General features: G+C 44.6%; 21 protein-coding genes and 1 tRNA gene. 7 read left to right on the forward strand and 15 right to left on the reverse strand.

Annotated elements, in window-relative coordinates:
• Window positions 1–145 precede the first annotated feature (145 nt).
• Both hemN and ACTXGK_RS15690 read right to left on the reverse strand, forming a co-directional pair.
• Window positions 146–1,639: an oxygen-independent coproporphyrinogen III oxidase gene (hemN, locus tag ACTXGK_RS15685; protein ID WP_443514877.1), complete on the reverse strand. Its 1,494-nt coding sequence runs from the start codon at window positions 1,637–1,639 to the stop codon at window positions 146–148.
• 363 nt (window positions 1,640–2,002) lie between these two features.
• Window positions 2,003–4,453, reverse strand: a complete 2,451-nt coding sequence (locus ACTXGK_RS15690) for a penicillin acylase family protein (protein WP_443514833.1) — start codon at window positions 4,451–4,453, stop codon at window positions 2,003–2,005.
• A 336-nt stretch (window positions 4,454–4,789) separates the two neighbouring features.
• Here ACTXGK_RS15690 and ACTXGK_RS15695 point away from each other — a divergent pair, with 336 nt between their 5' ends.
• Window positions 4,790–6,373, forward strand: coding sequence for a YifB family Mg chelatase-like AAA ATPase (locus ACTXGK_RS15695; protein ID WP_443514834.1), 1,584 nt, complete (start codon window positions 4,790–4,792; stop codon window positions 6,371–6,373).
• Between the two features lie 48 nt (window positions 6,374–6,421).
• Here the strand turns inward: ACTXGK_RS15695 and ACTXGK_RS15700 are convergent, their stop codons facing one another.
• Both ACTXGK_RS15700 and ACTXGK_RS15705 read right to left on the reverse strand, forming a co-directional pair.
• A complete protein-coding gene (locus tag ACTXGK_RS15700; protein WP_443514835.1) occupies window positions 6,422–7,105 on the reverse strand; it encodes a phosphoglycolate phosphatase in 684 nt (227 codons plus the stop codon).
• 127 nt (window positions 7,106–7,232) lie between these two features.
• Window positions 7,233–7,733: a DUF4385 domain-containing protein gene (locus ACTXGK_RS15705; RefSeq protein WP_443514836.1), complete on the reverse strand. Its 501-nt coding sequence runs from the start codon at window positions 7,731–7,733 to the stop codon at window positions 7,233–7,235.
• A gap of 133 nt (window positions 7,734–7,866) precedes the next feature.
• Between ACTXGK_RS15705 and ACTXGK_RS15710 the strand changes: the two genes are divergently transcribed.
• Window positions 7,867–8,223 (forward strand): hypothetical protein, encoded by a 357-nt coding sequence (locus tag ACTXGK_RS15710; protein ID WP_443514837.1) that lies wholly within the window; start codon window positions 7,867–7,869, stop codon window positions 8,221–8,223.
• A 103-nt stretch (window positions 8,224–8,326) separates the two neighbouring features.
• Here ACTXGK_RS15710 and ACTXGK_RS15715 read toward each other — a convergent pair.
• Window positions 8,327–8,402 (reverse strand) — tRNA-Phe (locus ACTXGK_RS15715).
• 122 nt (window positions 8,403–8,524) lie between these two features.
• The gene (locus ACTXGK_RS15720; protein WP_443514838.1) at window positions 8,525–8,947 is read right to left on the reverse strand and encodes a hypothetical protein; all 423 of its coding nucleotides are present in this window, start codon (window positions 8,945–8,947) and stop codon (window positions 8,525–8,527) included.
• A 389-nt stretch (window positions 8,948–9,336) separates the two neighbouring features.
• On the opposite strand from ACTXGK_RS15720, the gene hisB reads away from it, so the two are divergent.
• The 4 genes from hisB (at window position 9,337) to hchA (ending at window position 12,488) form a co-directional block, all read left to right on the forward strand.
• A complete protein-coding gene (gene hisB, locus ACTXGK_RS15725) occupies window positions 9,337–9,984 on the forward strand; it encodes an imidazoleglycerol-phosphate dehydratase HisB (RefSeq protein WP_443514839.1) in 648 nt (215 codons plus the stop codon).
• Window positions 9,984–10,628 carry an imidazole glycerol phosphate synthase subunit HisH gene (gene hisH / locus ACTXGK_RS15730; RefSeq protein ID WP_443514840.1) on the forward strand — a complete coding sequence of 215 codons (645 nt, stop codon included), beginning with the start codon at window positions 9,984–9,986 and terminating at the stop codon, window positions 10,626–10,628. The genes hisB and hisH overlap by 1 nt, the downstream gene beginning before the upstream one ends.
• Before the next feature lie 171 nt (window positions 10,629–10,799).
• Complete coding sequence (locus ACTXGK_RS15735; RefSeq protein ID WP_522909760.1) at window positions 10,800–11,189, forward strand: hypothetical protein; 390 nt, start codon at window positions 10,800–10,802, stop codon at window positions 11,187–11,189.
• Between the two features lie 393 nt (window positions 11,190–11,582).
• Window positions 11,583–12,488 carry a glyoxalase III HchA gene (gene hchA, locus ACTXGK_RS15740; protein WP_443514842.1) on the forward strand — a complete coding sequence of 302 codons (906 nt, stop codon included), beginning with the start codon at window positions 11,583–11,585 and terminating at the stop codon, window positions 12,486–12,488.
• Between the two features lie 102 nt (window positions 12,489–12,590).
• Here the strand turns inward: hchA and ACTXGK_RS15745 are convergent, their stop codons facing one another.
• Window positions 12,591–13,916 (reverse strand): valine--pyruvate transaminase, encoded by a 1,326-nt coding sequence (locus ACTXGK_RS15745; RefSeq protein WP_443514843.1) that lies wholly within the window; start codon window positions 13,914–13,916, stop codon window positions 12,591–12,593.
• 343 nt (window positions 13,917–14,259) lie between these two features.
• Between ACTXGK_RS15745 and ACTXGK_RS15750 the strand changes: the two genes are divergently transcribed.
• Entirely contained in the window at window positions 14,260–15,603 is a 1,344-nt protein-coding gene (locus ACTXGK_RS15750; protein ID WP_443514844.1) for a PIN-like domain-containing protein, read from the forward strand.
• A 118-nt stretch (window positions 15,604–15,721) separates the two neighbouring features.
• On the opposite strand, the gene ACTXGK_RS15755 is transcribed toward ACTXGK_RS15750, so the two are convergent.
• The 8 genes from ACTXGK_RS15755 to nqrF form a co-directional block, all read right to left on the reverse strand.
• Window positions 15,722–18,349, reverse strand: coding sequence for an ABC transporter permease (locus ACTXGK_RS15755; protein ID WP_443514845.1), 2,628 nt, complete (start codon window positions 18,347–18,349; stop codon window positions 15,722–15,724).
• Window positions 18,346–19,065: an ABC transporter ATP-binding protein gene (locus ACTXGK_RS15760; protein ID WP_443514846.1), complete on the reverse strand. Its 720-nt coding sequence runs from the start codon at window positions 19,063–19,065 to the stop codon at window positions 18,346–18,348. The genes ACTXGK_RS15755 and ACTXGK_RS15760 overlap by 4 nt, the downstream gene beginning before the upstream one ends.
• 12 nt (window positions 19,066–19,077) lie before the next feature.
• Window positions 19,078–19,926: an arylesterase gene (locus ACTXGK_RS15765; RefSeq protein ID WP_443514847.1), complete on the reverse strand. Its 849-nt coding sequence runs from the start codon at window positions 19,924–19,926 to the stop codon at window positions 19,078–19,080.
• Between the two features lie 134 nt (window positions 19,927–20,060).
• A complete protein-coding gene (locus ACTXGK_RS15770; RefSeq protein ID WP_443514848.1) occupies window positions 20,061–21,275 on the reverse strand; it encodes an MFS transporter in 1,215 nt (404 codons plus the stop codon).
• 331 nt (window positions 21,276–21,606) lie between these two features.
• Window positions 21,607–21,852: a (Na+)-NQR maturation NqrM gene (nqrM, locus tag ACTXGK_RS15775; protein ID WP_443514849.1), complete on the reverse strand. Its 246-nt coding sequence runs from the start codon at window positions 21,850–21,852 to the stop codon at window positions 21,607–21,609.
• Window positions 21,853–21,996: 144 nt separating this feature from the next.
• Window positions 21,997–23,154 carry an FAD:protein FMN transferase gene (locus ACTXGK_RS15780; RefSeq protein ID WP_443514850.1) on the reverse strand — a complete coding sequence of 386 codons (1,158 nt, stop codon included), beginning with the start codon at window positions 23,152–23,154 and terminating at the stop codon, window positions 21,997–21,999.
• A 121-nt stretch (window positions 23,155–23,275) separates the two neighbouring features.
• On the reverse strand, window positions 23,276–24,076 hold the full coding sequence (locus tag ACTXGK_RS15785; protein ID WP_443514851.1) for an SDR family oxidoreductase: 801 nt from the start codon (window positions 24,074–24,076) through the stop codon (window positions 23,276–23,278).
• A gap of 167 nt (window positions 24,077–24,243) precedes the next feature.
• The gene (gene nqrF / locus ACTXGK_RS15790) at window positions 24,244–25,479 is read right to left on the reverse strand and encodes an NADH:ubiquinone reductase (Na(+)-transporting) subunit F (RefSeq protein ID WP_371533027.1); all 1,236 of its coding nucleotides are present in this window, start codon (window positions 25,477–25,479) and stop codon (window positions 24,244–24,246) included.
• Window positions 25,480–25,555 lie beyond the last annotated feature (76 nt).

The raw sequence follows: 25,555 nt of genomic DNA on the forward strand, positions 1-25,555 counted from the left end.
TAAATCATTTAACGGTCTTAAAATGACTAAATTTTGCAAAACATCGTCAAAAACTTTGTGAATATACCTATATTCTCTGCAATTTTTTCCTTGTTTGACTGCAATTTAAGCCTGGCTATCTAAATGATGACACGCCCTAATTAATTTAAATCACTTTTGAGAAACGGTTTTTATGTCTTTTTTCTAAATATTCATCAAATACCATGGCGACATTGCGACCAAGCAAGCGGCCCCTAGGTAAGACACGAATGCCTGCTGCATCCATATCAATCAGTCTATCTGCTTGCATCTCGCCCAGCTGTTGAATCTCATCAATAAAATAGGTAATCGCATCGATACCGAATTTTTGATTCACATCTTTAAAATCAAGATAATCGTGGCAGAGCAGGTTCATGATGACATATTCACGTAAGCGATCTTTGATGGACGTCTTAATATATTTCACGGCAGGCATGACCATAGGATTGATTTTAGCCATATCAATCTTAGCTTGGTAGTTCTGTAGATCGGTATCATTTTGCAGGATATAGCGCGTATTGCTGTTGGCAATTTGACTGATGGATGAGACACCAAAGCCTAATAAATCACAATCGCCCATGATGGTATAGCCTTGAAAGTTACGATGTAATTTGCCTTCACGTTGGGCGATCGCCAACTCATCATCGGGCTTGGCAAAGTGATCGATACCGATATATTGATAACCCGCTTCGCTCAATGTATTGACGGTGTTGCCGAGCATGGTCAATTTAGCCGTTGGGCTGGGCAGATCTTCGTCTTTGATCTGACGCTGGGCTTTGAAACGCTCAGGTAGATGCGCGTAGTTAAAAACAGACAGGCGATCTGGTGACATTTCAATGATACGTTGTACGGTTTTGTCTAACGTAGCAGGCATTTGATGCGGTAAACCATAAATCAGATCGATATTGATAGAACGAAAACCAAGCGCGCGCGCCTCTGTCAAAACACTCTCAATAAGCTCTGCTGAGTGCACACGATTGACGGCAATTTGTACCGTTTCATCTAAGTCCTGCACACCTAAACTGATACGATTGAAACCAAGGTTGCGTAATATCTTGAGCGTATTATCGCTCAGCTCACGCGGGTCGATTTCTATAGAGTAGTCGCCTTCATCGTCTGGTAAAAACTCAAACTGTGTCTGCAAAAACTCCCACAGCTTAACCATCTCTTCATCACGTAAAAACGTTGGCGTACCACCGCCTAAATGTAGCTGCTTGACCAAGGGCTTGTCGCTACATTCTGACACAGATAATAAGCGGCGTTTAATGGCAGTCTCAGCCATTAAGTACTGGAGATAATCACCAGAGTCGCTATTTTTTTTGGTAATGATTTTATTGCAAGCGCAGTAATAGCAAAGGTGACGGCAAAAGGGAATATGAAAATATAAAGATAAAGGCGCGCGTGACTCACGATTCTGCAGGATTTTTGTTTCAAGACTAACTGCCTCAAAACTATTTGTCTCAAAGCTATCTGGTATTGGCGTGAACTCTAGAGCAGTTGGATAAGAAGTATAACGTGGTCCCGAGCGATTGTACTTATTGATGATCGCCTCATCGAATGCTGGTAGCTGTTTACTGGTGATACTACCGCGCGTGCTGGCATAAGGGTTATCTGGTTGCATAACAGGGCGCACAGTGGTTGGGGGCTCGTCCGCACGGTTGTAGGGCTGCTGAGTGTTCGGCTCTGAATAGTCTGTCATGCGGTATTCCTCGTTTTGACTCTCGATACTGCTGGATTTTGTGCTGTCAATGACTCATATTTGGAGTCGATTTTGTGTTTTCATAAGTGGTTAATAGAACTGTTTGAATCGTCTATTAGTAGCAATAGGTGCCGCTAAATATATATCAGCTAGTATAGCAAATCCTTATTAGCAGTGGGGAGGTCGGTGCGTGTACTTAAATGCTTAAAAAGGATTGTTATGCAAATATAAAAAACCCCAGCACTGAGCTGAGGTCTTTTATATTTATGCTTTTTTCTATGAAAACTATTCTCTTAGCTGAAGGGTATTACCAACGGCCTGATCGTTCACTTCAGCTTGACTAAACGGTAAGCGTATCCAGTCTTTAGCTGAGTAACGACGTGTCTGATTACGATGGTAAGGGCGTGTACTGTCTGAAGCCTGTGAATAAGCCAATAGCGCCTCTACGACGGGTCCTTCACTATCAAAGGTGACGGTCTGCATATAAGTAGGACCATTGGTAATTGGCTTATAAGTACCATCTTCGTTTAATCCTGGACCTTGAGCAACGTTAAATATCCCTTCACGTCCGAGTCCACCATGCATAGGGATTTTTTCATTATTATTGCCTGCATCGATGACATATTGTAGATCTGCCAAAGTCGCATCAAGCGCTATATTTTTGCTATTAAAGAAGGCAATCGCATCTCCCAATGCGCTGCGGGTATTGTCATTAATAATGAGGTCACGAGGCGTGTTGACAGGGTCGTTAATATCAAATTTCACACTGAATGCATCGTCCGTGGTTTCCGTAAAATTGACTTTGCGCCAGAACTCTCTAAATACATGAGCGCCTTTACTATCTAAATTATCACGGCGATCCCAATTGCTCAAAACTGTACAAGCCTGAGTGGCATCGATCGTACCACCACTAGTCAGTGGCATCACAGGATTGGCTGTACAGTCTGCCAACACATCATCGAGTACGAGCTCGGCGACGTAGCTGCGGTTGCCATAGATAACGTCTTGCATATTATTTAAATTAAAAGTGTTGCCACCAAGTTGGTCTTTATTGCTGAGTCGGTCTGATATCTGTGTCAGTCCCATGCGCGAACGCATGAGTAACGGCACACCGTCTACGGCATTAGGCCCTAAGAATGGTGATAGACGACGACGTAGGAGAGGTGAAAACCCAGTTAAAGGTTGCTTGGGGTTGCTCAACCAGTAGCTGTCATTCGAGTTGGCGACGTAATCATCACGAATTAAGAAAGGCAGATTTGAGCGTCCGAAAATACCTGCTTGCGGCGAGTCAGCATCATTGCCCCATTCACAGGCAGCTGTGGCTCCGTTTAGTGCTGGCAAGTCTGATGCAATCAATGCGCCAAGGAATGGACCAGCATTGGCACTACAAGATTCTAGCTGTTGTTTGGTGACATGCGGTACGGTTGAGATATCGGCATATAGTGCTTTACCATAGCGATCAGTGGCAATGGTGTTGACGAAACCAAGACCAAGGGTATCTTGCATTCTATCAACCAAGTCTTCCACACTGCGTGCTTTGTTCATACTGCGCCATTGATTCAGGGCACGCGGGTTTTCAGAAGCTGCATCACGGATCGTATAAGCGAGATTGTTATCGCCCCAGTTAGGTAATTGACCATTCAGCTTACTTACGTTCAGCATAGGTCCATACTGTGACAAATAAATAGGGCGAACCAATGTCTGATTGTTCGGCAGTTGAATGGTCACATCGACTTTTTCGATATCACGTTGCTCAAGCACACCTGCACTGTTTTGATAGTTGTATTTCATAGGATTGCCATTTACCAAACTGAGCTGGTAAAGGGTGAAGCGTTTGGCGGTCGAAACAGTATGGCTCCAAGCCACATCTTTGTTAAAACCAATATTAATAAAGGGTTGACCTTGTTGAGCGGCGCCCATCACATCAAGCTCGCCTGGTAAGGTCAAATGAAACTCGTAAAAGCGCTGCACGCCTTCCCATGGCTCATGCGGATTGCCATATAAGATGCCACTATCTGTACCAGTTACCTCGCTGCCAAAAGCATAAGCATTGCTGCCACCTTTCATCGCATTGATCGTGGAGTTATCAAACTCGGCTACTGGCTCTGGACTCACAGTACGCATTCTACTGCTGTTCATCGTTGTATTTGAATCAGGCGGTGCTGCCGCTACGATGGGTTGGACAAAGTTAGACAGGCCACCGCGCAAGTTCGCTTTGCCATATACGGTCAGCAAATCATCAATCGTGATTTCACGTACCCATTCTGCACCTGCACAATCAGGATTGATGTTATCAACCCCTTTATCCCGTAGGTATCGGCTATAGCCAGCCGCATAACCAGTGACCGCATCAACGACCTCTGGATCCTGAGCAGCCAAAAATTTAGCGCGTCTCTCCGGAGAGTTGTACCACGTATAAAAAACGTCGCTGTCCACGTCACCTTCGTCGCCCAGATACCGCATACTTTGGCCGCTAGCCACAACGACTTCACGTGCCAGCGAGCAGATATTATCCTCGGCAAAGGCATAACCCACGCCGTAGCCAAGTCCTTTATAGTCTTTGGCAGTGATATGAGGTATACCGAACTCGGTACGTTGAATGTTTGCTGAATAAGTTGATTGAGAGGTAAATGAATCGTTATCGTCGTCGCCGAAACAACCAGATAACCCTATAGAAACTGCCACTGTGAGTAGCGCGAGCCTAGGCACACGCCGATTAAGCATATCGATGCTCATAAGCTTATCCATCCATGGTTAGTTGGTGTGTATAAAGCCGTAGAAAACAGCAATCACCGAGCTTTATATGATCAATAAAATCCTTTTATTGCCAATGCTCTTTCTAACTCTGGACGTGCCATACTGAGAAAATTTTTTACTATATCTAGCCTATCTAATAGGCATTGAGTAAATCAAAAAATTAAGTCAGATAAGGCGAGGCATAAGAGCACCTACTTATCATATAATAATTTTTGATAACTATGCTAGTAAATAAAATAGACTATAAAACACGACATTTGCGCGCTGATAAATAATACTTTATCATCGATTAATCTCTAATATTAGGAAACGCTGATGTCGTTTGCCCAAGTCTATACCCGCTCAGTCGTCGGCCTGCACGCCCCCAAGGTCATCATTGAGGTACATCTATCGCAAGGATTACCTGCATTGACCATTGTTGGTCTGCCTGAAGCGGCCGTGCGCGAGAGTAAAGATAGGGTACGCTCTGCAATCTTAAACTCAGGCTTTCAGTTTCCCAATCGGCGTCTAACGATTAATTTAGCACCCGCTGATTTACCCAAAGATGGCGCGCGTCTAGATTTACCGATTGCCATCGGCATCTTGGCGGCAAGTGGACAACTTGAGCCAGAAGCGCTATCAGGGTTTGAATTTATTGGAGAATTGGCACTTAACGGTGAGCTTCGGCAGGTAACCGGCAGTTTGGCAGTGGCACGCGCGATTAAAGCGGAAGGACTTGCGTTAAAGTTATCACAGGCGATAGACACAAATGAACAAACACAAAGTGAGCAGAGCCACTCATCGCAGGCAATGCCACAATTAATCGTACCAGTTGATAATGGTCGTGAGGCTAGCCGCGTTGATGGTGTGACGATACTAGCAGCGCAGAGTCTAAAAGCAGTATGTAATCACTTGCAGTCGCTGACTGACGTGGGCTCAACCTATGAATGTTTGAAAGTGGTGCAGCCCAGTCCCGCACCACAGCATGTCGGTTATCAAGTGGACTTAGCTGATGTCAAAGGACAGCACCATGCTCGGCGTGCGCTAGAGATAGCAGCAGCTGGTGGTCATTCTTTATTGTTTACAGGGCCACCGGGTTCTGGCAAAACGCTCATGGCCTCACGTTTGCCGACGATATTACCTGATCTCAGTGATGAAGATGCGCTAGAGGTTGCCAGTACCTACTCGGTGGCAGACAGCGACTACGATTATGGGACGCGGCCGTTCAGACAAGTGCATCATACGATATCTGCTGTGGCGTTGGTCGGTGGTGGCTCACGGCCCAAACCGGGCGAGATTACGCTTGCTAATAAAGGGGTATTGTTCCTTGATGAGTTACCAGAGTTTGATCGGAGTGTGCTTGAGGTATTGCGCCAGCCATTAGAAGCCAAACAAATCACTATTAGCCGTGCTAACTCGCAAATGACCTTTCCAGCAAATTTTCAACTGGTCGCGGCAATGAACCCATGCCCGTGTGGCTATGATGGCGATACCTCAGGGCGCTGTCGTTGCCGTCCAGAGCAGATCAAACGCTATCAAGACAAACTCTCAGGGCCACTATTAGATCGTATTGATTTGCATATTACCGTACCAGCATTGCCGATTGCTGACTTGCAAAGCGCGCAGGCAGGTGAAACTTCCAAACAAGTACGCGAGCGAGTAGCAGCTGCGCATCAGCATCAGCTAAAACGGCAACGAAAAGTTAATAATGAGCTAAGCCCGAGCGAAATTGATGAATACATCAAACTTGGCGATAGCGAAAAGCAACTATTGCAACTTGCTCAGCAGCGCTTAAATTTATCCGCACGCGGCTACCATCGAGTGTTACGAGTCGCGCGTACCATCGCTGATTTGGCCAACAGTACAGATATTAACAGCGCCCATGTGTCAGAGGCGCTCAGCTATCGTAGTAAGGAGTAGTCTTCGTTTGAGCCAGCTATCACATCCGTTTGATAGATGCTTTATAGGTTAGGCGTTATCTTTCATAATCCAAGCAACCAAGTCAGCAAAATTATCAAACGCCTCGGTCGGATTTAGTTCGCGAATATCTTGTCCATAGTTATAGCCATAAGACAGACCAAGCGTGTCCATATTGGCGTTTTGCCCCGCTAACATATCGTTTCTAGAATCCCCAATCATCACTGACTGCGCGACACCAACATTGAGAGCGTCGCAAACGTGCAGTAGAGGCGCTGGGTCTGGTTTTTTGACGGGTAAACTGTCACCGCCCATCACTTCACTAAACAAATCCTGCCAGCCAAATGATTCTAGTATTTTTGGCACAAAACGAATGGGTTTGTTGGTGACTAGAGCGAGTGTGTAGCCAGCCGCGTGAAGTTGTTTCAGTCCGCTATCGACATCTGGATAGGCAACGGTTTTACTACCACTGAGGTTCTTATAAGCTTCAAAAAATATTTGCTCTGCGTGATCGGCTTCGGCTTGGGTCAATGCGCCCTCTGGGACAGTGACATCACCGACCAAAGCACGCTCCACGAGCAATCGCGAACCATTTCCTATCCAGTTGCGTATCGTCTCAATTAGATAGGTGTCTTTACCAAGCGTGGTCAGCATTGCATTGGTCGCATCGGCCAAATCGGGCACGCTATCAATGAGGGTCCCATCAAAGTCAAAAATTAAAAGTTGCTTATTCATCGTTCCTCACTATTAAAAGTAATTATATTTATTATGTTCGATATTCCGTGTTATACCTTAGCACAGTAGTATTTTAAGACTGGTCAATTTAATGTTCTTATATTCTCAAGGTGATGAGCATTAGCAATTACTCGACATCTTTATAACGCGCGCGGTGTTCTTTCTTCATTCTTAGATAATCTTCGTTCTCACGACACTCGTCCCATTTTTGCTTAAAAATACGCGCCGATTCTGCTTTGATGGGATCTTCGGTTTGTCGTGGTAACTCTTCGCGGCCATGGGCGCCGCTTTGGCCTTTTTTGTCATCAGGTACTGGCCCTTTATACTTTTTGCCGCCTTTATGATTGGCATAGCGACGTGCACGGGTATAGCCCATTTGGATAAACTTACGCGCCATATCTGCACCGACGAAGTCATCGTCAGCCAAGTAATCTAAAAACATCTGGTAAATCGCCTCACTGCTCTCGTGGGCAATGTCAGGAGTCGCAAAACGCCAATGCGGGAGGATTTCAGACTTGTAAGGCTCTACCAGTAATACGCCTTGCTCACCGCGCCCGACGCGATATAGCTCAGGATGCTCACGTAGATCAAGATTTTTATAATCCAAGTCGTAATCGAATTCTCTCATATCTGCCACCTAGGCTCTGTACTATAATGGGTATCTGCTCATTCATAGTTATTGAGTATACTGAGCCAAACGGTGTAGAAAAAAGCACAAAAATGTTATGCAACCGTGAGTAAAGTGAGCGATGAGAAATATCATGTTAAAGAACAAAATAAGTGTCACTAAGCAAATCCGTTCGCTAGTATCCAAAAACATACGGATTGCGCTACTACTGCTAACGACAAGTATTTTTACGAGTATGGCTGCCCATAGCGCTTGGTTTGAAAAGTTGATTCCGCAAAGTGAAACGTATACCGTACGCGAGATAGATCGCGATTTGGCGTTCGTAATAGATGGCTTTATCTATGATGCGCGCACGTCTTGTTTCTTAGCCGTGGGTGATCGCGTGATATTCTTTGAAGGACGTCACGGAATTGATTACCGCGCAACGATCTATGACTTAGACTCGCGTGAACGCTGCAATGTATTATTACGTGGTCGGCTGTACGAATAAGAGCGACGCATGAATAAAATGAACGCTAAAGAATACGGTAAAATTTAAACATAAAAAAGCCCCAAACATCGCTGTTCGGGGCTTTTTAGAATCTATTAACGAATGGTGGCTCGAGGCAGGATCGAACTGCCGACACACGGATTTTCAATCCGTTGCTCTACCTACTGAGCTATCGAGCCGTCTTCGTTGAGGCGCTATTAAACTAAATATGAGCACGACTGTCAAGTGATTTTTGCGTTATATCGAATAAAAGACGATAAATAATCAAATATGGGTAAAATTAACCATTTTTTCTATACATTCAGTCTTTCACGCGCAGTAGTTCATACTCGCTCATAATACGGTGAATATCCGCATCCGCAGGGACGAATTCACGCACGCCTTTTTTGACCTCGCAGTCATAGACCAGTTTAATAAATTTGGCATCGATGGCACGTTTACGATTCTCTGGATGTACCGTCAGATATTGCAAACGCTTGGCATCGGTCTGCCCATCATCAAAGCAAGCAACCGCAGCGATAGGCTTATCATTGAACATACCCACATAGAGATACTGTCCACGTTTAAACCCTTGCGCAACGATATTTAACACCTCGGCACCATCAGGCTGCGCATCATCGCTATCGTATAATGCCTGCAAGCGCTCTGCTAGCTCATTGTCGCGAGCAGGTTTTTTGATGAGTGGTGCGTCCAAGCTATTAATGGCGATCGCTTCTAACGGCATAGCAGTTCCTATAAACAGAGGGTTTTTATAGTATAAAGTCGGTATACACAGCACAATGTCATAGAGAGTAGTGCCACAAGGTAGACATTGTCAATGTTCGAGCGAGTCATGATTGATAATACTGAACACACTATTTTAGCAGAATGACGTAAATTTGTGCGTGGTTTAGCGCTTGGTCGTGGCAGTAAATGTTAGGGTTTGCTATGATGAGGCTAAATCATATGTGATACACATCAACCCTAATATATTGATATCTTTTGTATATATCACTTTTTCATACATTTTTTGCTGACGTTGATTGCGGCGATGTAACGGACAGCAATGGGCGATGTTTTACCCTATTTATAATTGACCGCTTTTCACTGATAAAAAACCGATAGAGAATAGCCATGACAGCCAATGCAACTGAGCAAAATCAAGCAACAAACCTAAATTTATATGGTCGCCCTGAGCGTATCGCGACCGTTGAGCGCATCACTGCCGAAACGCAGATTACGTGTACCGTCAACCTCGATGGTACAGGTAAAGGCGTGGTAGACACGGGCGTACCGTTTTTGGATCATATGATTGATCAAATCAAGCGTCATGGTTTGTTTGACTTGGATATCAAATGTGTTGGTGATACCTTTATCGATGACCATCATAGCGTCGAAGACACGGGTATTACCCTTGGCCAAGCATTTAACAAAGCGTTGGGCGACAAAAAAGGCATCCGTCGTTATGGACATTTTTATGCACCGTTAGACGAAGCACTGACCCGCGCTGTGGTTGATCTGTCAGGGCGTCCAGGGCTGCACATGGACATCCCATTTACGCGCTCGCACGTTGGCCGCTTCGATGTTGATCTATTCAGTGAGTTCTTTTATGGCTTCGTCAATCACTCATGGATGACGGTGCATTTGGACAATCTCAAAGGTAAAAACAGCCATCACCAAATCGAATCAACCTTCAAAGCATTTGCTCGTGCGCTGCGTATGGCCTGCGAATATGATGAGCGTGCGCTGAATACCTTGCCATCGACCAAAGAGGCGTTTTAATGGCTAAAGTGACCAAAGTAGCATTATTAGATTATGGTATGGGCAATTTGCATTCAGCTGGCAAAGCACTATCAGTCGTCGGGGCAGACGTCTCTATCACCAATGATCCAAAAGTTGTCGCGGCAGCAGATAAAATTGTCTTCCCTGGTGTCGGTGCCATGCGTGACTGTATCGCTGGTATGCATGAGGCAGGCATCGATGAGGTGATACGCCATGCAGTGTTTAACAAACCCGTTATGGCCATCTGTGTGGGGATGCAAGCGTTGTTTGAGCAATCGGCTGAAAATGGAGGTACAGACTGCCTTGGTATCTTGAACGGCACGGTAGAAGCATTTGACCCTACGTGGAAAGACAAACAAGGCGCAACGATAAAAGTACCACATATGGGTTGGAATACGATCAGTGGTATGGCTTTTGACCATCCGCTTTGGCACGGTATCGAGGACAACGCGCATTTTTACTTTGTACACAGTTATTACTGTGAGCCTGCTGATAGCGCGCAAGTGGCGGCGGTATGTGATTATGGACAGCCGTTCTGTGCCAGTGTCATCCAAGACAATCTATTTGCCACCCAGTTCCACCCAGAAAAGAGCCATACCGCTGGCTTGCAACTGCTAAAGAATTTTGTCGAGTGGGATGTGTAGATAGGCAGTAAACGTAAATTGCACACTCGCTTCAGAATAGGGTAGATTATCGCTTGTATAATCTACCTTTTTTATTCTCCACTATTGTCATTCTTAACTATCAATTTTTAGTTATTATTGTTTAGTGATACGCTCAATCATTTTCTGCTTGCTTATATTTGGAATACTCTAGTGGACTTTACTGCCTTTAAAATGAATGTTGTTGAAACAACTGGCCTTGCCAAAGATGCCTTACATATCTACGTTGGCGTTGGTGTCTACCTGCTTTGTCTGTTTGTGCTGCGTCCTATCATCAAAAGCCACAATATCAGAGCGTTCATCGCGTTGATCGTGGTCACTGGCGTGGCGTTATCAGGTGAGTATCTGGACAATCGCCATATCATCATACCAAAAGGCCTCTTGGCATTAGAAATGGTGGATATAAAGGCCAGTCTGCATGATCTGATGAATACGTGCCTATTGCCTTATCTACTCTTTGCGCTCAATAAGTGGACGACTATCTTTCGACCAACCAATAAATCTACCTCACTGACCAAGCGCCATAAAAAAACGGACTATTAATGAGTCCGTTTTTATTTGTTCGCTTTATTTATAATTATTTGCTTTATGCTTAATCATAAAGCTCACAAAAGACTTCCGCCAATCGCTTTTATACCATGCTTTTGCATTGGTTCGTCAAGAGCAGTGCTCCTATAAAAACATCTACACAAATGACTTCTAAAATAGCTTCTGCCTAACTAGGTAGCTGTTGCAGCGGTTGTAATTTGACAGATCAAACACGCTCTCTTTACAAAGCTTACGAAATATAAAAAGTCTTGTCTATTTAACCCTTTCTCAGTTTGTTATCTTAAGATCAAAGAGCAGCGGTATCGGTGTATATCCTAAGCATATCGTCTTTAAATGCCGCCTGACTAGCTATCCATCCTCCATAATTAATAATAACTAGGAAGCACTATGAATATCCAAGAAATACTAGACAACGCAAAAGAAACGTTAGGGTTGCAAGCACAAGAAACCGAAGCGGGAGTATATATTCCTTCCAAATCATCTTTGAAATTGGCGGCCCCAAGTAAAACCAACTATGACAACACAGAGTATGACACGCCGTATACGGGCAATAAAAAAATCCTCATGGTCTGTAGCGAGCAGCAATACATGACTATGGAAAATGGTAAAAAGTTTGATACCGGCAATCACCCTGTTGAGATGATGGTGCCCTTATTGCATTTTAAAAAAGCGGGTTTTGACACGGACATCTTTACGCCAACAGGAGCGTCTGTCAAAGTTGAGCAATGGGCGATGCCAGAAGATGATGACGATGTTAAACAAATATACGCTGAGTATCAGTCAAAGCTTGAGAGTCCGAAAAGTATCGCTGACTTTGTCAAAAATGACATGGCCAATAGCGACGACTATGCAGCGATTTTTATTCCAGGTGGTCATGGCGCGATGCTAGGCTTGCCTGAGGACAAGAACCTTGGCGAATTGCTACGCTGGGGCCATAAAAATGACTTGTTTACCTTAGCGATTTGCCATGGACCTGCCGCTTTATTATCCGCTAATCTAAACGCTTCTGATAAGGCGGATGATAAGTCCGAGCGCGACTTTATCTTTAAAGGTTATGAGATGGTAGCGTTTCCCACTGCTATGGATAAGCAAATGCCAAAAATTGGCTATCTGCCTGGTACGATGCCATGGTACTTTGGTGAAAAGCTTGAAGACCTAGGCGTCACTATTAGCAATAAACTGGCCACCGGTAGCACTCATCAAGACAGAAAACTGATCTCAGGGGATGGACCATTAGCTGCCAATGAGTTTGGTAAATTAAGCGCTACTGAATTACTAAAAGCGCTTAGCTAAAAGGTTGGCAAATCGTTCACTTAAAATAAAGTAGATCATTTCATAGCATAAAAAAACGGACTATTAATTAGTCCGTTTTTATTTTGCGAGTTGCAGCTAGGGCTATTTGTTCTTTGCCTCATCATATAATGCGCGCACTACTTCACCAATCACTCTAATACCATCAGTCAGTGTCTGCTCATCGGCGGCGATACTCATGCGAATACACTCGTGTGCGTGCTGATAATCGCTAACATCGACACCGGGGAAGAAGTATTCGCTTGGCACAATCAAGGTGCCTTTTTCTTTGAGACGCTCGTATAGATCTAGCGTGCTAATCGGCAAGTCTTTAAACCATAACCAAAAGAATATCGCACCCTCAGGCTTGTGAATCATGAGCGGATAATCGCCCAATGCCTCTTTTAATAGCGTCACCGCGAGTTTCGCCTGCTTTTGATAAAACGGCTTAATCTCATTATCAGATAACTGCTTGATACGGTCATTTTCGACCAGTGGCGTGGCAATCGCTGCACCAAAGCGGGTCGGTGCTAGATTGACCACGGCATTCATCGCGCTGACCGCTTCGATCACTTTGGCATCGGCGACGATAATACCCGTACGCATACCGGGCAAACCAATTTTGGACAGGCTAAAGCACAGAATCGTATTGTTATCCCAATTCAAATTGACATCAGAGTAGATGATATTCGGGAAGGGCATACCGTAGGCGTTATCGATAATCAGCGGTATGTCATAGCGCCCCGCAATCTCGGATAAATGCGCCATTTCGTCATCGGTCAGCACGTTGCCAGTCGGGTTGGTCGGGCGTGAGCAACAAATCGCCCCGATACGACCTTCCTTGAGTGCTGGCAAGTTCTCTAAAGCCTCAAAATCGACACGATATTTAAAGAAGCCTTCTTCGCCATCATGCGTCACTTCATCGATGTGCGGCAATACGGCGGTGAAATGCTGACCTTCCACATGCACATCGCTATAGCCGATATACTCAGGGGTCAATGGCAGTAGAATGGATTTGTCGACAGATTCGTTCTGCTCATCTGTGAACGCACCGCCAAACAGATTAAACAAATAGAAAAATGCATTTTGTGAGCCATTGGTCAGAGCGATGTTGTCTGCCGTTAGATTCCAATCATAATGCCGGTTAAAGAAGCCAACCAACGCATCGATAAAGCCTGCATCCCCTTGCGGGTTGGAGTAATTCGCCATGCTAATAATCGCGCTACTATTGGGCACGCCTGCGTCGTTATCAACGCCAAGCGCCTTATATGTCTCCAAAAACAGCTCATTGACGGCATCAATTTTGGCAGGGTTACCACCGCCTAGCATATTGACTGGCTGATCGCTTTTTAGCGCGTCGCCCAGATCATCCATCAATTGTGAGATGCCAGTGGGCTGGGTAAATTTTTGACCGAACTTTGAGAATTTCATAAGGCTACCATGCTGTTTGGGAGGGTGTTATAAGTGGGTATTTAACCGATAAAGTTGGGCTAGTATAGCAAATGAGGGCTATAAAATAAGCAAAGTGCGCGGCTGTTATTAACTTATATGTATATACAGCTTATGAAGTAAAAAACGCCCTCTAAATGAATAGAAGGCGTTTAAAATCTGGGGTTCAGTAAGAAATATTATTTTGCTTGTAGTTGATAGGCTGTGATATATATCATCTCAATATAGGATTGTTTCGATACTAAAGCAATAATTTAGCCCTACAAGCTATAGCTTACCTCACTGCGGCTACTATTTTTACTGTAAGAATATAAAGGAAAAGATTATGCAAATGCAAGAACTGTTCAAAGGTTACTACAGCTTAACTGAGGAAGACCTTAATGAACTATGGAAGAATGCTGTGTTTGTATTTGATACTAATGTTCTGTTGAACCTATATCGTTATCAGTCCTCAACAAGAGATTCACTAATAAAAGTAATTGAAGGGTTTTCCGAAAGAGTTTGGATCCCTTATTACGTAGGGCTAGAGTTCCAAAATAACAGAGTGAATGTCATATCGAAACAATATAATCGTTATTCAGAACTAGAAGATATAGTTTCTAAATCTGTAACTGACATGCAAACTAAGGTTAATAACCTACAGTTAAAGAAAAGACACAGCAATATCGATCCTGATAAGTTAATGGAGATCATTGAATCTTTCAAAAGCAATATGTCTACAGAAATAGATGGTTTCAAAGAAATGAGTATGGATATTAACTCTCCAGATACTATACGGGAAAAAATAGATGAACTATTTCATGGGAAAGTTGGTAAAGCTCCAAAAAACCAGGAGGAAATAGATAAAATTACTAAGGATGGTGCCATTCGTTACAAATATAGGATACCGCCTGGATTCAAAGATAACAAAAAAGATTTGAATGAAGATGAATCAAGTCATAATAAACATGCAAATATTTACTATGAACGCAAATACGGAGATTTAATTATTTGGAAACAGATAATTGAGCATGCTAAAGATAGTGAATTGACAGATATTATATTTATAACAGACGATAATAAATCTGATTGGTGGTTAAAAAAATCTGGTAAAACTATAGGTGCTAGACCAGAGTTAATAAATGAGATTAAAGAAGAAGCAAATGTTGAGCGATTTCATATGTACACTATGGAAAACTTCCTAAGTTATGCAAATGAAAAAATGGGTGCGAAAGTAGAAGATGAGGTAATACAAGAAGTAAGAAATATATCTTCAAACAATAACCTAGAAAATCATTCTAATAATGTTTCTGTAGAAGATATAATTCAAAATTACTTGTTACAAAGGTTTGAAACTGTAGTAGCAGAAAATGGAGATTACGTTTTCGATTACATAGTGAGTAATGGAGATCTTAGAAATGGAATTGTTGTAAAGGATTTAAGATTAACTGAAAATATTAAAAATAATATTATAGGTAATATAGAAAGAATAAAAAATAGTATTTACAATGCAAATCTGGAGATGGTGTACGTAATATGTATTCTAGAAAAGAGTCAATACACTGAAGAGCTATTCTGGCTATTTAGACATACCTCTATGAGATACCATAATATAAAAGTATTAGCAGGATCGATTGAGTATAATAGAGATAATAGTAGGTTTCTTCACATCTTGAGTAATTATAAATGAGTAGAAAGATCGAAGCTAAAGATGGTTTGTTCTAAAGCTAATCATTGGCTTACAAATAATATCGAATAAAAAACCCCTATAAAGGGGTTTTTCTTTGCAAAGCTAAAATTGAATACGCTTAAATCATAGCCCTCACCCGTGCCATAATCCCGCGTCCAATCACCAGTCTCACATAAATAATGGCAATAGCAAACAGCAATACGATTAACGCTGCACCGCCAATGGCCAAACTCATCCACGGCACACTAAATTGTAGATTAAACCACTGCGTGATAGCCGCCCATGCACCAACGCTGGCGATGACGACCGCAAAGGTTGCCGCGCTAATACCAAGCACGCCCAGCTCTAGTATATTGAGCATATACAGATCACGCTTTTGCATACCGAGCAGTCTAAATGACGCGCTGTCTTTCATACGATCTTGTGAGGTAGACAGTAGCGAGCTGATCAGTACCATGACCCCAGTGAGTAGGGCAAGCAAGGTGAACACATAGACCAAGCGGCTCATTTGTACTACCAACTCTTGGATTTGCTTCGCGATAGCAGTGCCATCGATTGTGGTGACCGCAGGGAACTCGCGTACCAGTTTGCCTTGTAGCTCTGGAATGGCATCTTCTGATACATGCGTAGTGGCAAACTGAATCTGCGGGGCAGCAGACAGCACAGACGGCTCAAACAAGAAGTAAAAATACGGACTTGGGCCACGCTCATAGCGTGTGCGAATACTGGTGATTTGCCCGATGATCTCAATCCCTTGAATGTTAAAGCGTACCTGATCGCCCATACCGACATTGAGCATACTGGCAGCAGTATCCAAGATAGACAAGGGTTTGATTTGCTCATCTGTCGCATCGATAGGGGTGTATAGCGCGTCGTCTGTGAGTGAGTCAATGATGTACTCAGTATCCATGACCGTATCTGCGTAGCTTAAGTTAAACACTCGCGTAGGGTCATCAAATCCATCCTCAGGTTCGATATCTTTTGCCGGTACGTCATTGGCCGTCTCCACACGGGCGCGAATGACGGGATAATAAATAACGGGCGCATCAATGATCGCATCAATATCGTCATGTTGATCGCTCTGAACATCGAGCAAAAATAGATTGGGCGCGTCTTCAGGATAGGCATTAATAAACTGCGCATTGATACTGTGATTGAGTGTCGTGATGAGCGTCAGCACTGCGACCGATAGCGATAAGGTGACAAAGAACAATGCGGATTGATTGCCCTTACGCGCCAGATTATGAATGGCGATACGCTGCATCCAACTGACCTTGGTGTTGCTCGCCAACTTATTAAGCAGCCACAGCCACCCACGCGCCAATAGCCAAAATATCGCCACAAAGCCGATCAAGCCGCCCAATAACTGCGCGCCTAATGACAGTGAGCCGACTTCATAAGCAAAGAAAGCATACAGCCCTACCAGCACTAACCCATACCAAAGTAATGGCGTGCGTCGATACCACGGCAGGTTTTGCACCTGCGTACTTGCCCCTTGATTAAGTAGGGTAGCGGGTTTGGTCGTGTTAAGCGCGCTCAAACCACGCTGCGCAATCAGTAGCGTCAGGGCTAAGGCAATCACAATGGTCTTGATCGCACTGATTGGATTGATGGCTAGACCAACGTCGGCAGGCAAGATAGCTACCAGATACGGCTGACCGATTTTAAGCAAACCCAGACTAAGGGCAACCGCTGCGATACAAGCAATGACGGTCGTGATGATAAGCAATTGATAATAGCTACGTTTGAGTGAGCCAAGTGGTTCGCCTAACGCCAAACGAATGGCATTATTAGACTGCTGCTTGCTGACAAACGCACTAATGACACCGTACATGGCGACCGCAGATAGTAGCAACACCGCGATGACCAGTAGCTTTAAAAACATCAGCACATTGTCAGAGATACGCGAAACCGAAGTATCTGCTGACTCGGCATCAGAGAGCTCAATATCGGGATAACTGGTCAGTATGCCTGTGAGCTTTTTACGCTGCGTGCTTATCAGCTCAGGATCACCTGCCATCTCAATACGATAGTTTATGCGGCTGCGCTGACCCAATAGATTGGTCGCCTCTAACGCATCTTGTTTCATTAACACGCGCCCGCCAAAACCAAAAGTGGTCAGCGGACGATCAGGCTCTTTGGTCAGTACATCACTGATCGTGAATTGCGCATCACCAATGGTGATACGGTCGCCGATACTGGCTTTGAGTCCGCTGAGGACTTCTGGCGCGACGATCACACTGTCGGATGTCAGCTGATCCCACAGCGGTTGTCCTGAGGCAAGCTCAGCTGTACCGTATAAGGGATAAGACGGTGAGACGGCTTTGACGCTGGCAAGCAAAGTTTGCTCATCAGTGACGAGCATGGCGCTAAACTGATAGTCATACACCGTCTGCGTATCGGGGATAGTTTCTACTTGCGCCAGTACCTCGCTTGGCCAATCTTGTTTACTGTTTAGAATCAAATCGCCACCAACGAGTGCACGCTGATTATCATTGATATAACTATCGACAGACTGCTGTACCGAGTCGAGCGTCAAGTAGGTTGCAAGTGACAAGGTCAATGTGAGTAGAAACAAGACAGGATAGACCCAGCGCTGCCACCAGCTACGGCTGAGTGCTTGAGAACCTAGTGTTTTGGTGAAAAGTTGATTGAGGATACTGCTAGAATAACTGGACTCTTGACGCATACTGGTATCAGTCTTTTTTATATCATTCGATTTTTTGTCTGTCAGCTTTTCATTCATGTCGGTACAATCCGGCCGTCATGCATCGTAATAACGCGATCTGCCATCTCGGCAAGTGCAGGATCGTGAGTCACCACCACCAGTGCCGAGCCAACCTGCTGGCGTAAGTCCAATAACAATTGCATGACTTGATCCGCATTTTGCTCATCTAAGTTCCCTGTTGGCTCATCAGCAAAGACAATCTTTGGATGCGATACCAAAGCTCGTGCCACCGCTGTACGCTGCTGCTCACCACCAGATAGTTGATTGGGTAAGCTATGACGGCGATGACCCAAATCGACCGCGTCAATCAGCTCGTCTACGCGTGTTGGGTTTGAGCGCCGTGCAATATCCAACGGGAAGGCAATGTTTTCGGCGACGGTCAGTGTTGGCAGTAAGTGAAATGACTGAAAGACAAAGCCCATGTCCTGTTGACGAATGACCGCCAACGCATCTTCATCCAGACTGCTAAGCGTTTGACCTGCCAGCGACACTGTACCGCTATCAGGATAATCTAATGCCGCGAGCAATCCTAGTAAGGTGGATTTACCCGAGCCTGATTTGCCCATGATGACCACAAACTCGCCCGCGTTGACATAAATATCTACGTCCTTGATGATAGATAATTTTTGCTCACCGACTTGCACGGTTTTATTTAACTGCGAAGCGGTCAGTAGGGCTTGTGTCTTAGCGTCTGTTTGTGGCGTGGATGTGGCAACCGAAGGTGATGATGTCATTACAATGTCTCGTTAATTGGTCTCATTTAGCGTATTTTTTGTCGTTTCGGCTTGAACCGTTTCAGTCGTATTCTCTGCATCAGCTGTTTCTAGCTCTTTTAACTCATTTAATTTAGGCTCTAGAATAGGCAAGATATTGTCATTGACGATGATCGTGTAGCCTTCCTTAGTCGGATGAATCGCATCGGCTTGGTTGAGCGCGCGATCACCGCCCACACCCTCTAAGAAGAACGGAATAAGCGTTACGTTCATGTCTTTTGCTACGCGAGGATAAATGTCTGAGAATGCTGCAACGTAGTCACTCCCTAGATTGTCATAGATCGACATGCCGCCCAAAATAACGACACTGCCGTTGTCTTGCAAACGTTTAACAGCCGTACGAATATTGGCTTCAATCGTCGCCACGTCGATACCACGTATGGCATCGTTAGCACCAATGGTCAAAATCGTCACATCAGGTTTGGTTTGTAGCACCCAATCTAAGCGATTGACCAGACCCGTGCTGGTTTCACCGCTCAATCCTGAGTTGATAACTTTAGCGTTGTCATAACCCGTCTCTTGCAGACGATCTTCTAACTGAGCAGGGTAGTTATCATTTTTATCAACCCCAAGACCTTCCGTCAGTGAGTCGCCAAGCGCTAAAATAGTGATTGGTGAAGAACTGACTTGTTGATCGGCGGGCGCTGCGGCCTCCGTGGTTACGGACACAGTATCAGCTTGATTGTTAGTTGTTTCAGTATTCTGTGTGTCAGTCGGCGCAGTAGGTTCGGCATCTTTTTGACAGCCACTGATCGCCATTACGGCTGCGAGTATGACGATAGCAGGCAAGCGGTGAGTAAAACGAAAGGGTAAATTCATCATGGGGGTTATGTCCTATAGGCGATCAAACCAGTGTAGCAAAATAAGACAGCGACCAATATTGCCCTAAGGTTAATTTAAAGACAGCTTTATTACGCGTTAGAAATCAAAAGCTTATAGAGGTCAAAAGTGTGAAATCAAATGTATTTACCATCAACCATTACCGGACGACTGACGAGCCAAGCAATTACCACGTTTGCAATCATGAGTATCAGCATAATAAAAAGCGGCAGACTCCAGCTATCAGTCGATTCATGGAGCCAGCCTGTGCCAAGCGGCCCAAAAAACGCAATCAAATAACCGACGGCTTGTGCCATACCAGACAGCTCACTTGATTGATTGGTAGTATAGGTACGCAGGGAAAACAGCATCATACTCAAGGTAAAAATCGCTGAGCAACCAATCCCCATCATGGCTGACCATAGCCACGCCAAATCAGTAGATAGATAGCTGATACCTAGCACGCCAATGACATTGAGCACAGCGGCAAACACAGCAAGTGCCTGAATAGGACGACCACGATTGATTAGCCACGTCAGACTCAAAATAGAGATAGGCGCCATAAACTGAAACACAGAACCCATTTGTCCAGCGCTCACGGCAGATAGCCCTTTACTAATCAAAATAGAGGGCAAAAAACTGGCAACGGTATAAAACAGTAATGATTGCAGCCCCATGAAGACAGCAATTTGCCAAGCAAACGTCGTTCGCCACATAGAGATATTAGGGGCGTCTGAATCTGTAGAGGTGACGGGTTGATGGTTGGATGAGCCCAAACGCACACGCAAAAACAACCAAATCAATAACGCAAAAATACCCAAAATCGTCCAACCACCCAGCGCCCATTGCCAGCCTACTTGCTCAGACAAAGGGAGGACGATGCCTGAGACTATCCCTGCGGTCACTGTCATGGTTAAACTAAACAAACCCGTAATCAGCGGAATATGTTGCGGAGTACGTTGCTTAATGACAGGCGCGGCTAGTGTATTAGCAAAGCCAATGGCTAGAGTCAGCAATAAAGTACCGATTAAAAACCCAGTCCACGTTGGGACAACGGTACGCAAAATCATACCAGTAGTTAATAGCGCGATCATAGCAATCAGCGTATTCTCAAGCCCGAAGCGCTTGCCAATGGCTGGCGAGATCAGTGCACCAAGGGCAAAACCCAGCATCGGAACAGCGCCCAGCCAGCCAATCTGTATCTCCGAGATATTGAGTGCTTCTTTTACCACTGGCGCGATAGCGCCCAGCGCAACGATAGGGGCACGCATATTGGTCGCTAGCAAAATCATGGCACATAGCACTAACCAAAAGGTGAAACGTGATGAAGGCAGATTGGATGACGTAGACATAGCAGCACAACGATAACAGGGAAAAAGGACACGTTATAAAACAGCGCCGAAAAATCGTCGCTTGTAAAACAACACTAGAGAGCATTTACTCAGACACCTACCTAAACGGTAATCGATAACGTCAATCAGAACTAAAAATTTGCAGAGGGCAAAACAGATATATTTGCTGGCCAATTTTTTAAATAGAAAATATCTAAATAGAGAGTGTCTAAATAGGGATAATAAGAGATGGCGATATAAAAATAGCGCCAAGTCACTTTTGAGTGACTTGACGCTATTATACGAACAGATGTTAGGTAAATACTACCTGCGTATGGTAACTAATGAGTTTTTACACAGGTTTGCCGAGTTGTGCAGCTCTTAACGCGTTTTCTTGTTGTTCTGCCATCAATGAGTCGCACTTGTTGGGATCATCGCCACAAAATGAGCACTGCTCATCACCCATCAATTTGGCAACACCACCACAAGAGCCTTTGAGCGGCTTTTTTTTGACCATATAACCGATGCCCATAAAAATGAAAAATAGGATAAACACCGTAAAGGTAATGGCAAGCATGGGAAGCAATTGGCTAAGCATAGAGGAAACCTCATTGTCAAAAGTGGGGCAGTTGCTGTTAGTGATAACGATGTACTTTTAATGGCAACTAACTAATAGTATAGCAAATTTTGGCAAAGCTCGTTGCGCGTTATCGTATTCTCTTGTTTCAATGCCGGAAACTTACTAGGGCTTTTTGTCAGCGCGTAATGCTTGCATCGCAGGAGTCTGTACGACTTGCCAGTCATCGATATCATCATCAGACACGTCATCCGAAGCATTGCCGTCAGAACCGTCTGTTTTTACATCGACAGCCAATACTACAAACATAGCAGCCAAATTTTGAGCCTTAGCGACATCTAGTGCTTTATGATAAGGCATCGCCGTCAGCGCTGTCGCCCATGCATCAGCTAATGCAACTGAGTCAGCTGCTACCGTGACTGAGGGCGCACCGCCCGCGATAGGTTTGCCCGTGGTCGGGTCGATGGTATGGCTATAGCGTTTGCCATCGAATATGACGGAGTTACGATAGTTTCCAGAGGTTGCCAGATGCATTTGGCTAGCCGTATTTTTCGGTTGACGGATGGCAGATATCGTTTGGCGCTCGCTAACAGTGCTGCCTTCGATAGGGGCATCAATCGCAATTTGCCATGGCTGCTGTTGGTTGTTAACGCCAGACGTCGAAATTTCACCGCCAATCTCAACCATGTAGTTGCGAATCTGATAATCCTCTCTGAGTACGTCAGCGATGACATCAACCCCATACCCTTTGGCAACGGCAGAAAAATCAAGCTCAACGCCGTCTTTGGTTTTGGATACCGTTTGGTCTTTTTTTATAATGCTCTCAAAGTCTACCAGTGCTTTTGCTTGAGCAATCTCAAGCGCTGTAGGCGGGCTCTGTAGACGCTCGACAGTCATGGTGCTGCCAAAGCCCCAAGTCTCTACTAAAGGCATAACGGTCGGATCAAACGCACCACCAGATTGCTCGTAGACAATCTTTGACACATCTAGCACCCGACTGAAATCAGCATCAATGGTAATCGGTGTGTTTTTATCCAACCGATTAAATTTAGAAATGGTCGAGTCGCTCTGATAGGTCGACATGCTGTCGTTAATCTGTTTCAAGCGTTCATCGATTGACGCTTGTATGGCTGCTTCGTCTGCATCGTCAGGGAGTTGATAGCTGATATGGTAGCTTGTCCCCATCGTTTCACCAGTCAGATAGTTATAATCTGGTGTTTGTTGGCAAGCATTGAGGCTTAGGACGCTGACAAGACCAACGACACTAAGTAGAGCGTTATTTAGAGTGATTTTGGGAGCTGAGCAGTATAGGATATTTTTCATAAGATCTTCGGTATGACGTAGAAATGAATAGGGTGTAAAACAAGACACGCTTATTTTACACCCCTTGACCCTACAAATACCAATGATGGCAATGTTCAGTGACAATCTACTGCATACTAATCTATTTTACTTGTGATTCACGTATTAGCTTATAGAGTTTCGGTGGTGACATGCGATTGACCCTAGTAGCCAATTTTTCTTTGCGACCAGCAACAATGATATATTCTTCGCCTTTTGTGAGTGCCTTCACCACTTGCTTTGCAAACTCAGTTGCCGTCAGACCTTTATTGGTTGCCTCATCCATCGTTCCTTGGGCGCTGCCATCACCTGTTAATGCATTGATAGAGATATTGGTTTGGATAAATCCTGGGAATATCGTTGCCACTTCTATGCCTTGGTCATGCAGTTCAGCACGTAAGCTGTTCGCCCACATATGCAGTGCGGCTTTGGCTGCCCCGTAAGCGCCGCGATATTGCGTACCTAATAAGCCTGCGACACTTGATACCATGACGATTTTGCCACCGCCTTGTGCAATCATGTCTGGCAATACCAGTCTCGTCAGACGCGTCTGGGCAAAGTAGTCTATCTCCATAATTTGGCGTTCGACGTCTTCATCTGTCTCCATGATGAGTGAGCGTTGACTAATACCAGCGTTATTGATGAGACAATCGATTGTTCCTGCCTGAGCTTTGGCATTGTCATAGGCTGCTTTTGCTTGAGTAGCGTCACTAACATCAAAAGGGATGACAATATGTCTGTTAGCACGCTTGCAGCTTTTTTTGACGGCTTCTAGTTTTTCGTTATCACGCCCACTAAGAATAATTCTAGCACCACGCTTGGCAAAGGCAATCGCTAATGCTTGCCCAATGCCACTAGAGGCACCAGTGACCCAAATGGTCAGATCTTTGTATTTCGTTTTCATAAGCGTCCTTTCTTAATATTTAGAGCGTTCATGATATAGGATAGCAAAGTTAATCTACTAGTTAGATTTGTAGTCTCAACAACCATAATAATTGCTAAAAATCACACAAAAAAAAGAGCCTCAATTGAGACTCCTTTTTTATATTCTTTTGAGTTTATCTAGCTAACTTAACCACCGAAGTCATCAAGCATGATGTTTTCATCTTCTACGCCCATGCTGTGTAGCATGTCGATGACAGCAGCGTTCATCATCGGTGGCCCACACATGTAGTATTCACAGTCTTCTGGGTTTGGATGGTCTTTCAGATAGTTCTCGAGCAACACATTATGGATAAATCCTGTTGGACCTTCCCAGTTATCTTCTGGTAATGGGTCAGACAATGCCACATGCCACTCAAAGTTATCAAACTCTTCTTCTAGTTGGTCATAGTCTTCAACGTAGAACATCTCACGAATTGAGCGAGCACCGTACCAGAAGCTAATCTTACGATCAGTGTTCAAGCGTTTGAGCTGATCAAAGATATGCGAGCGCATCGGAGCCATACCAGCACCACCACCGACAAAGATCATTTCAGCTTCAGTCTTCTTGGCAAAGAACTCACCGTAAGGACCCGAAACCGTCACTTTGTCGCCAGGTACCAAGCTAAATACCCATGAAGACATTTTGCCTGGCGGGATGCCGTCACCACCACGTGGCGGAGGACTTGCGATACGAATGTTGAACTTGATCAGACCTTTCTCTTCAGGGTAGTTAGCCATCGAGTAAGCACGGATAACAGGTTCATCAACTTTCGAGACATAGTTGAAGATACCGAATTTTTCCCAGTCTTCTCTATACTCTTCGTCAATCACAAAGTCTTTATAATGTACTTCATGCGGCGGCGCTTCAAGCTGTACATAACCACCAGCGCGGAAGTTTACTTCTTCGCCTTCTGGAATTTTTAGTACCAGCTCTTTAATGAAAGTCGCAACGTTGTCATTAGAGACAACCTCACATTCCCATTTCTGTACATCAAAGAACTCAGGATCAATCTCAATTTTCATGTCTTGCTTAACAGCTACCTGACAAGCCAAGCGCATGTGATTGCGGATCTCGCCTTGAGTAAAGTAGCCTTCTTCGGTGGGCAAAATAGAACCACCACCTTCAATAACGCGGCAACGACACTGCGCACAAGTACCACCGCCACCACACGCTGAAGACAAAAAGATGCCTTCGCCCGCTAGCGTTTGCAGTAGTTTACCGCCTGCTGGTGTCACCACGTCATTATCGGGATTATCATTAATATGGATAGTGACATCGCCTGAACTGACCAGTCTTGAGCGCGCCGCCAAAATAATAGCGACAAGGCCCATGATGATCAAGGTAAACATAGCAACGCCACCAATCGCCGTAGCGTAATCCATGGTAGGTATCCTTAATCTATGGGGTAGGGGTGCGAAGACATGTTTTAAGCTGTGTCCGAACCCTTACCGAATAAAT

The sequence above is a fragment of the Psychrobacter sp. T6-5 genome (genome assembly GCF_052258485.2).
Classification (GTDB): Bacteria; Pseudomonadota; Gammaproteobacteria; order Pseudomonadales; family Moraxellaceae; genus Psychrobacter.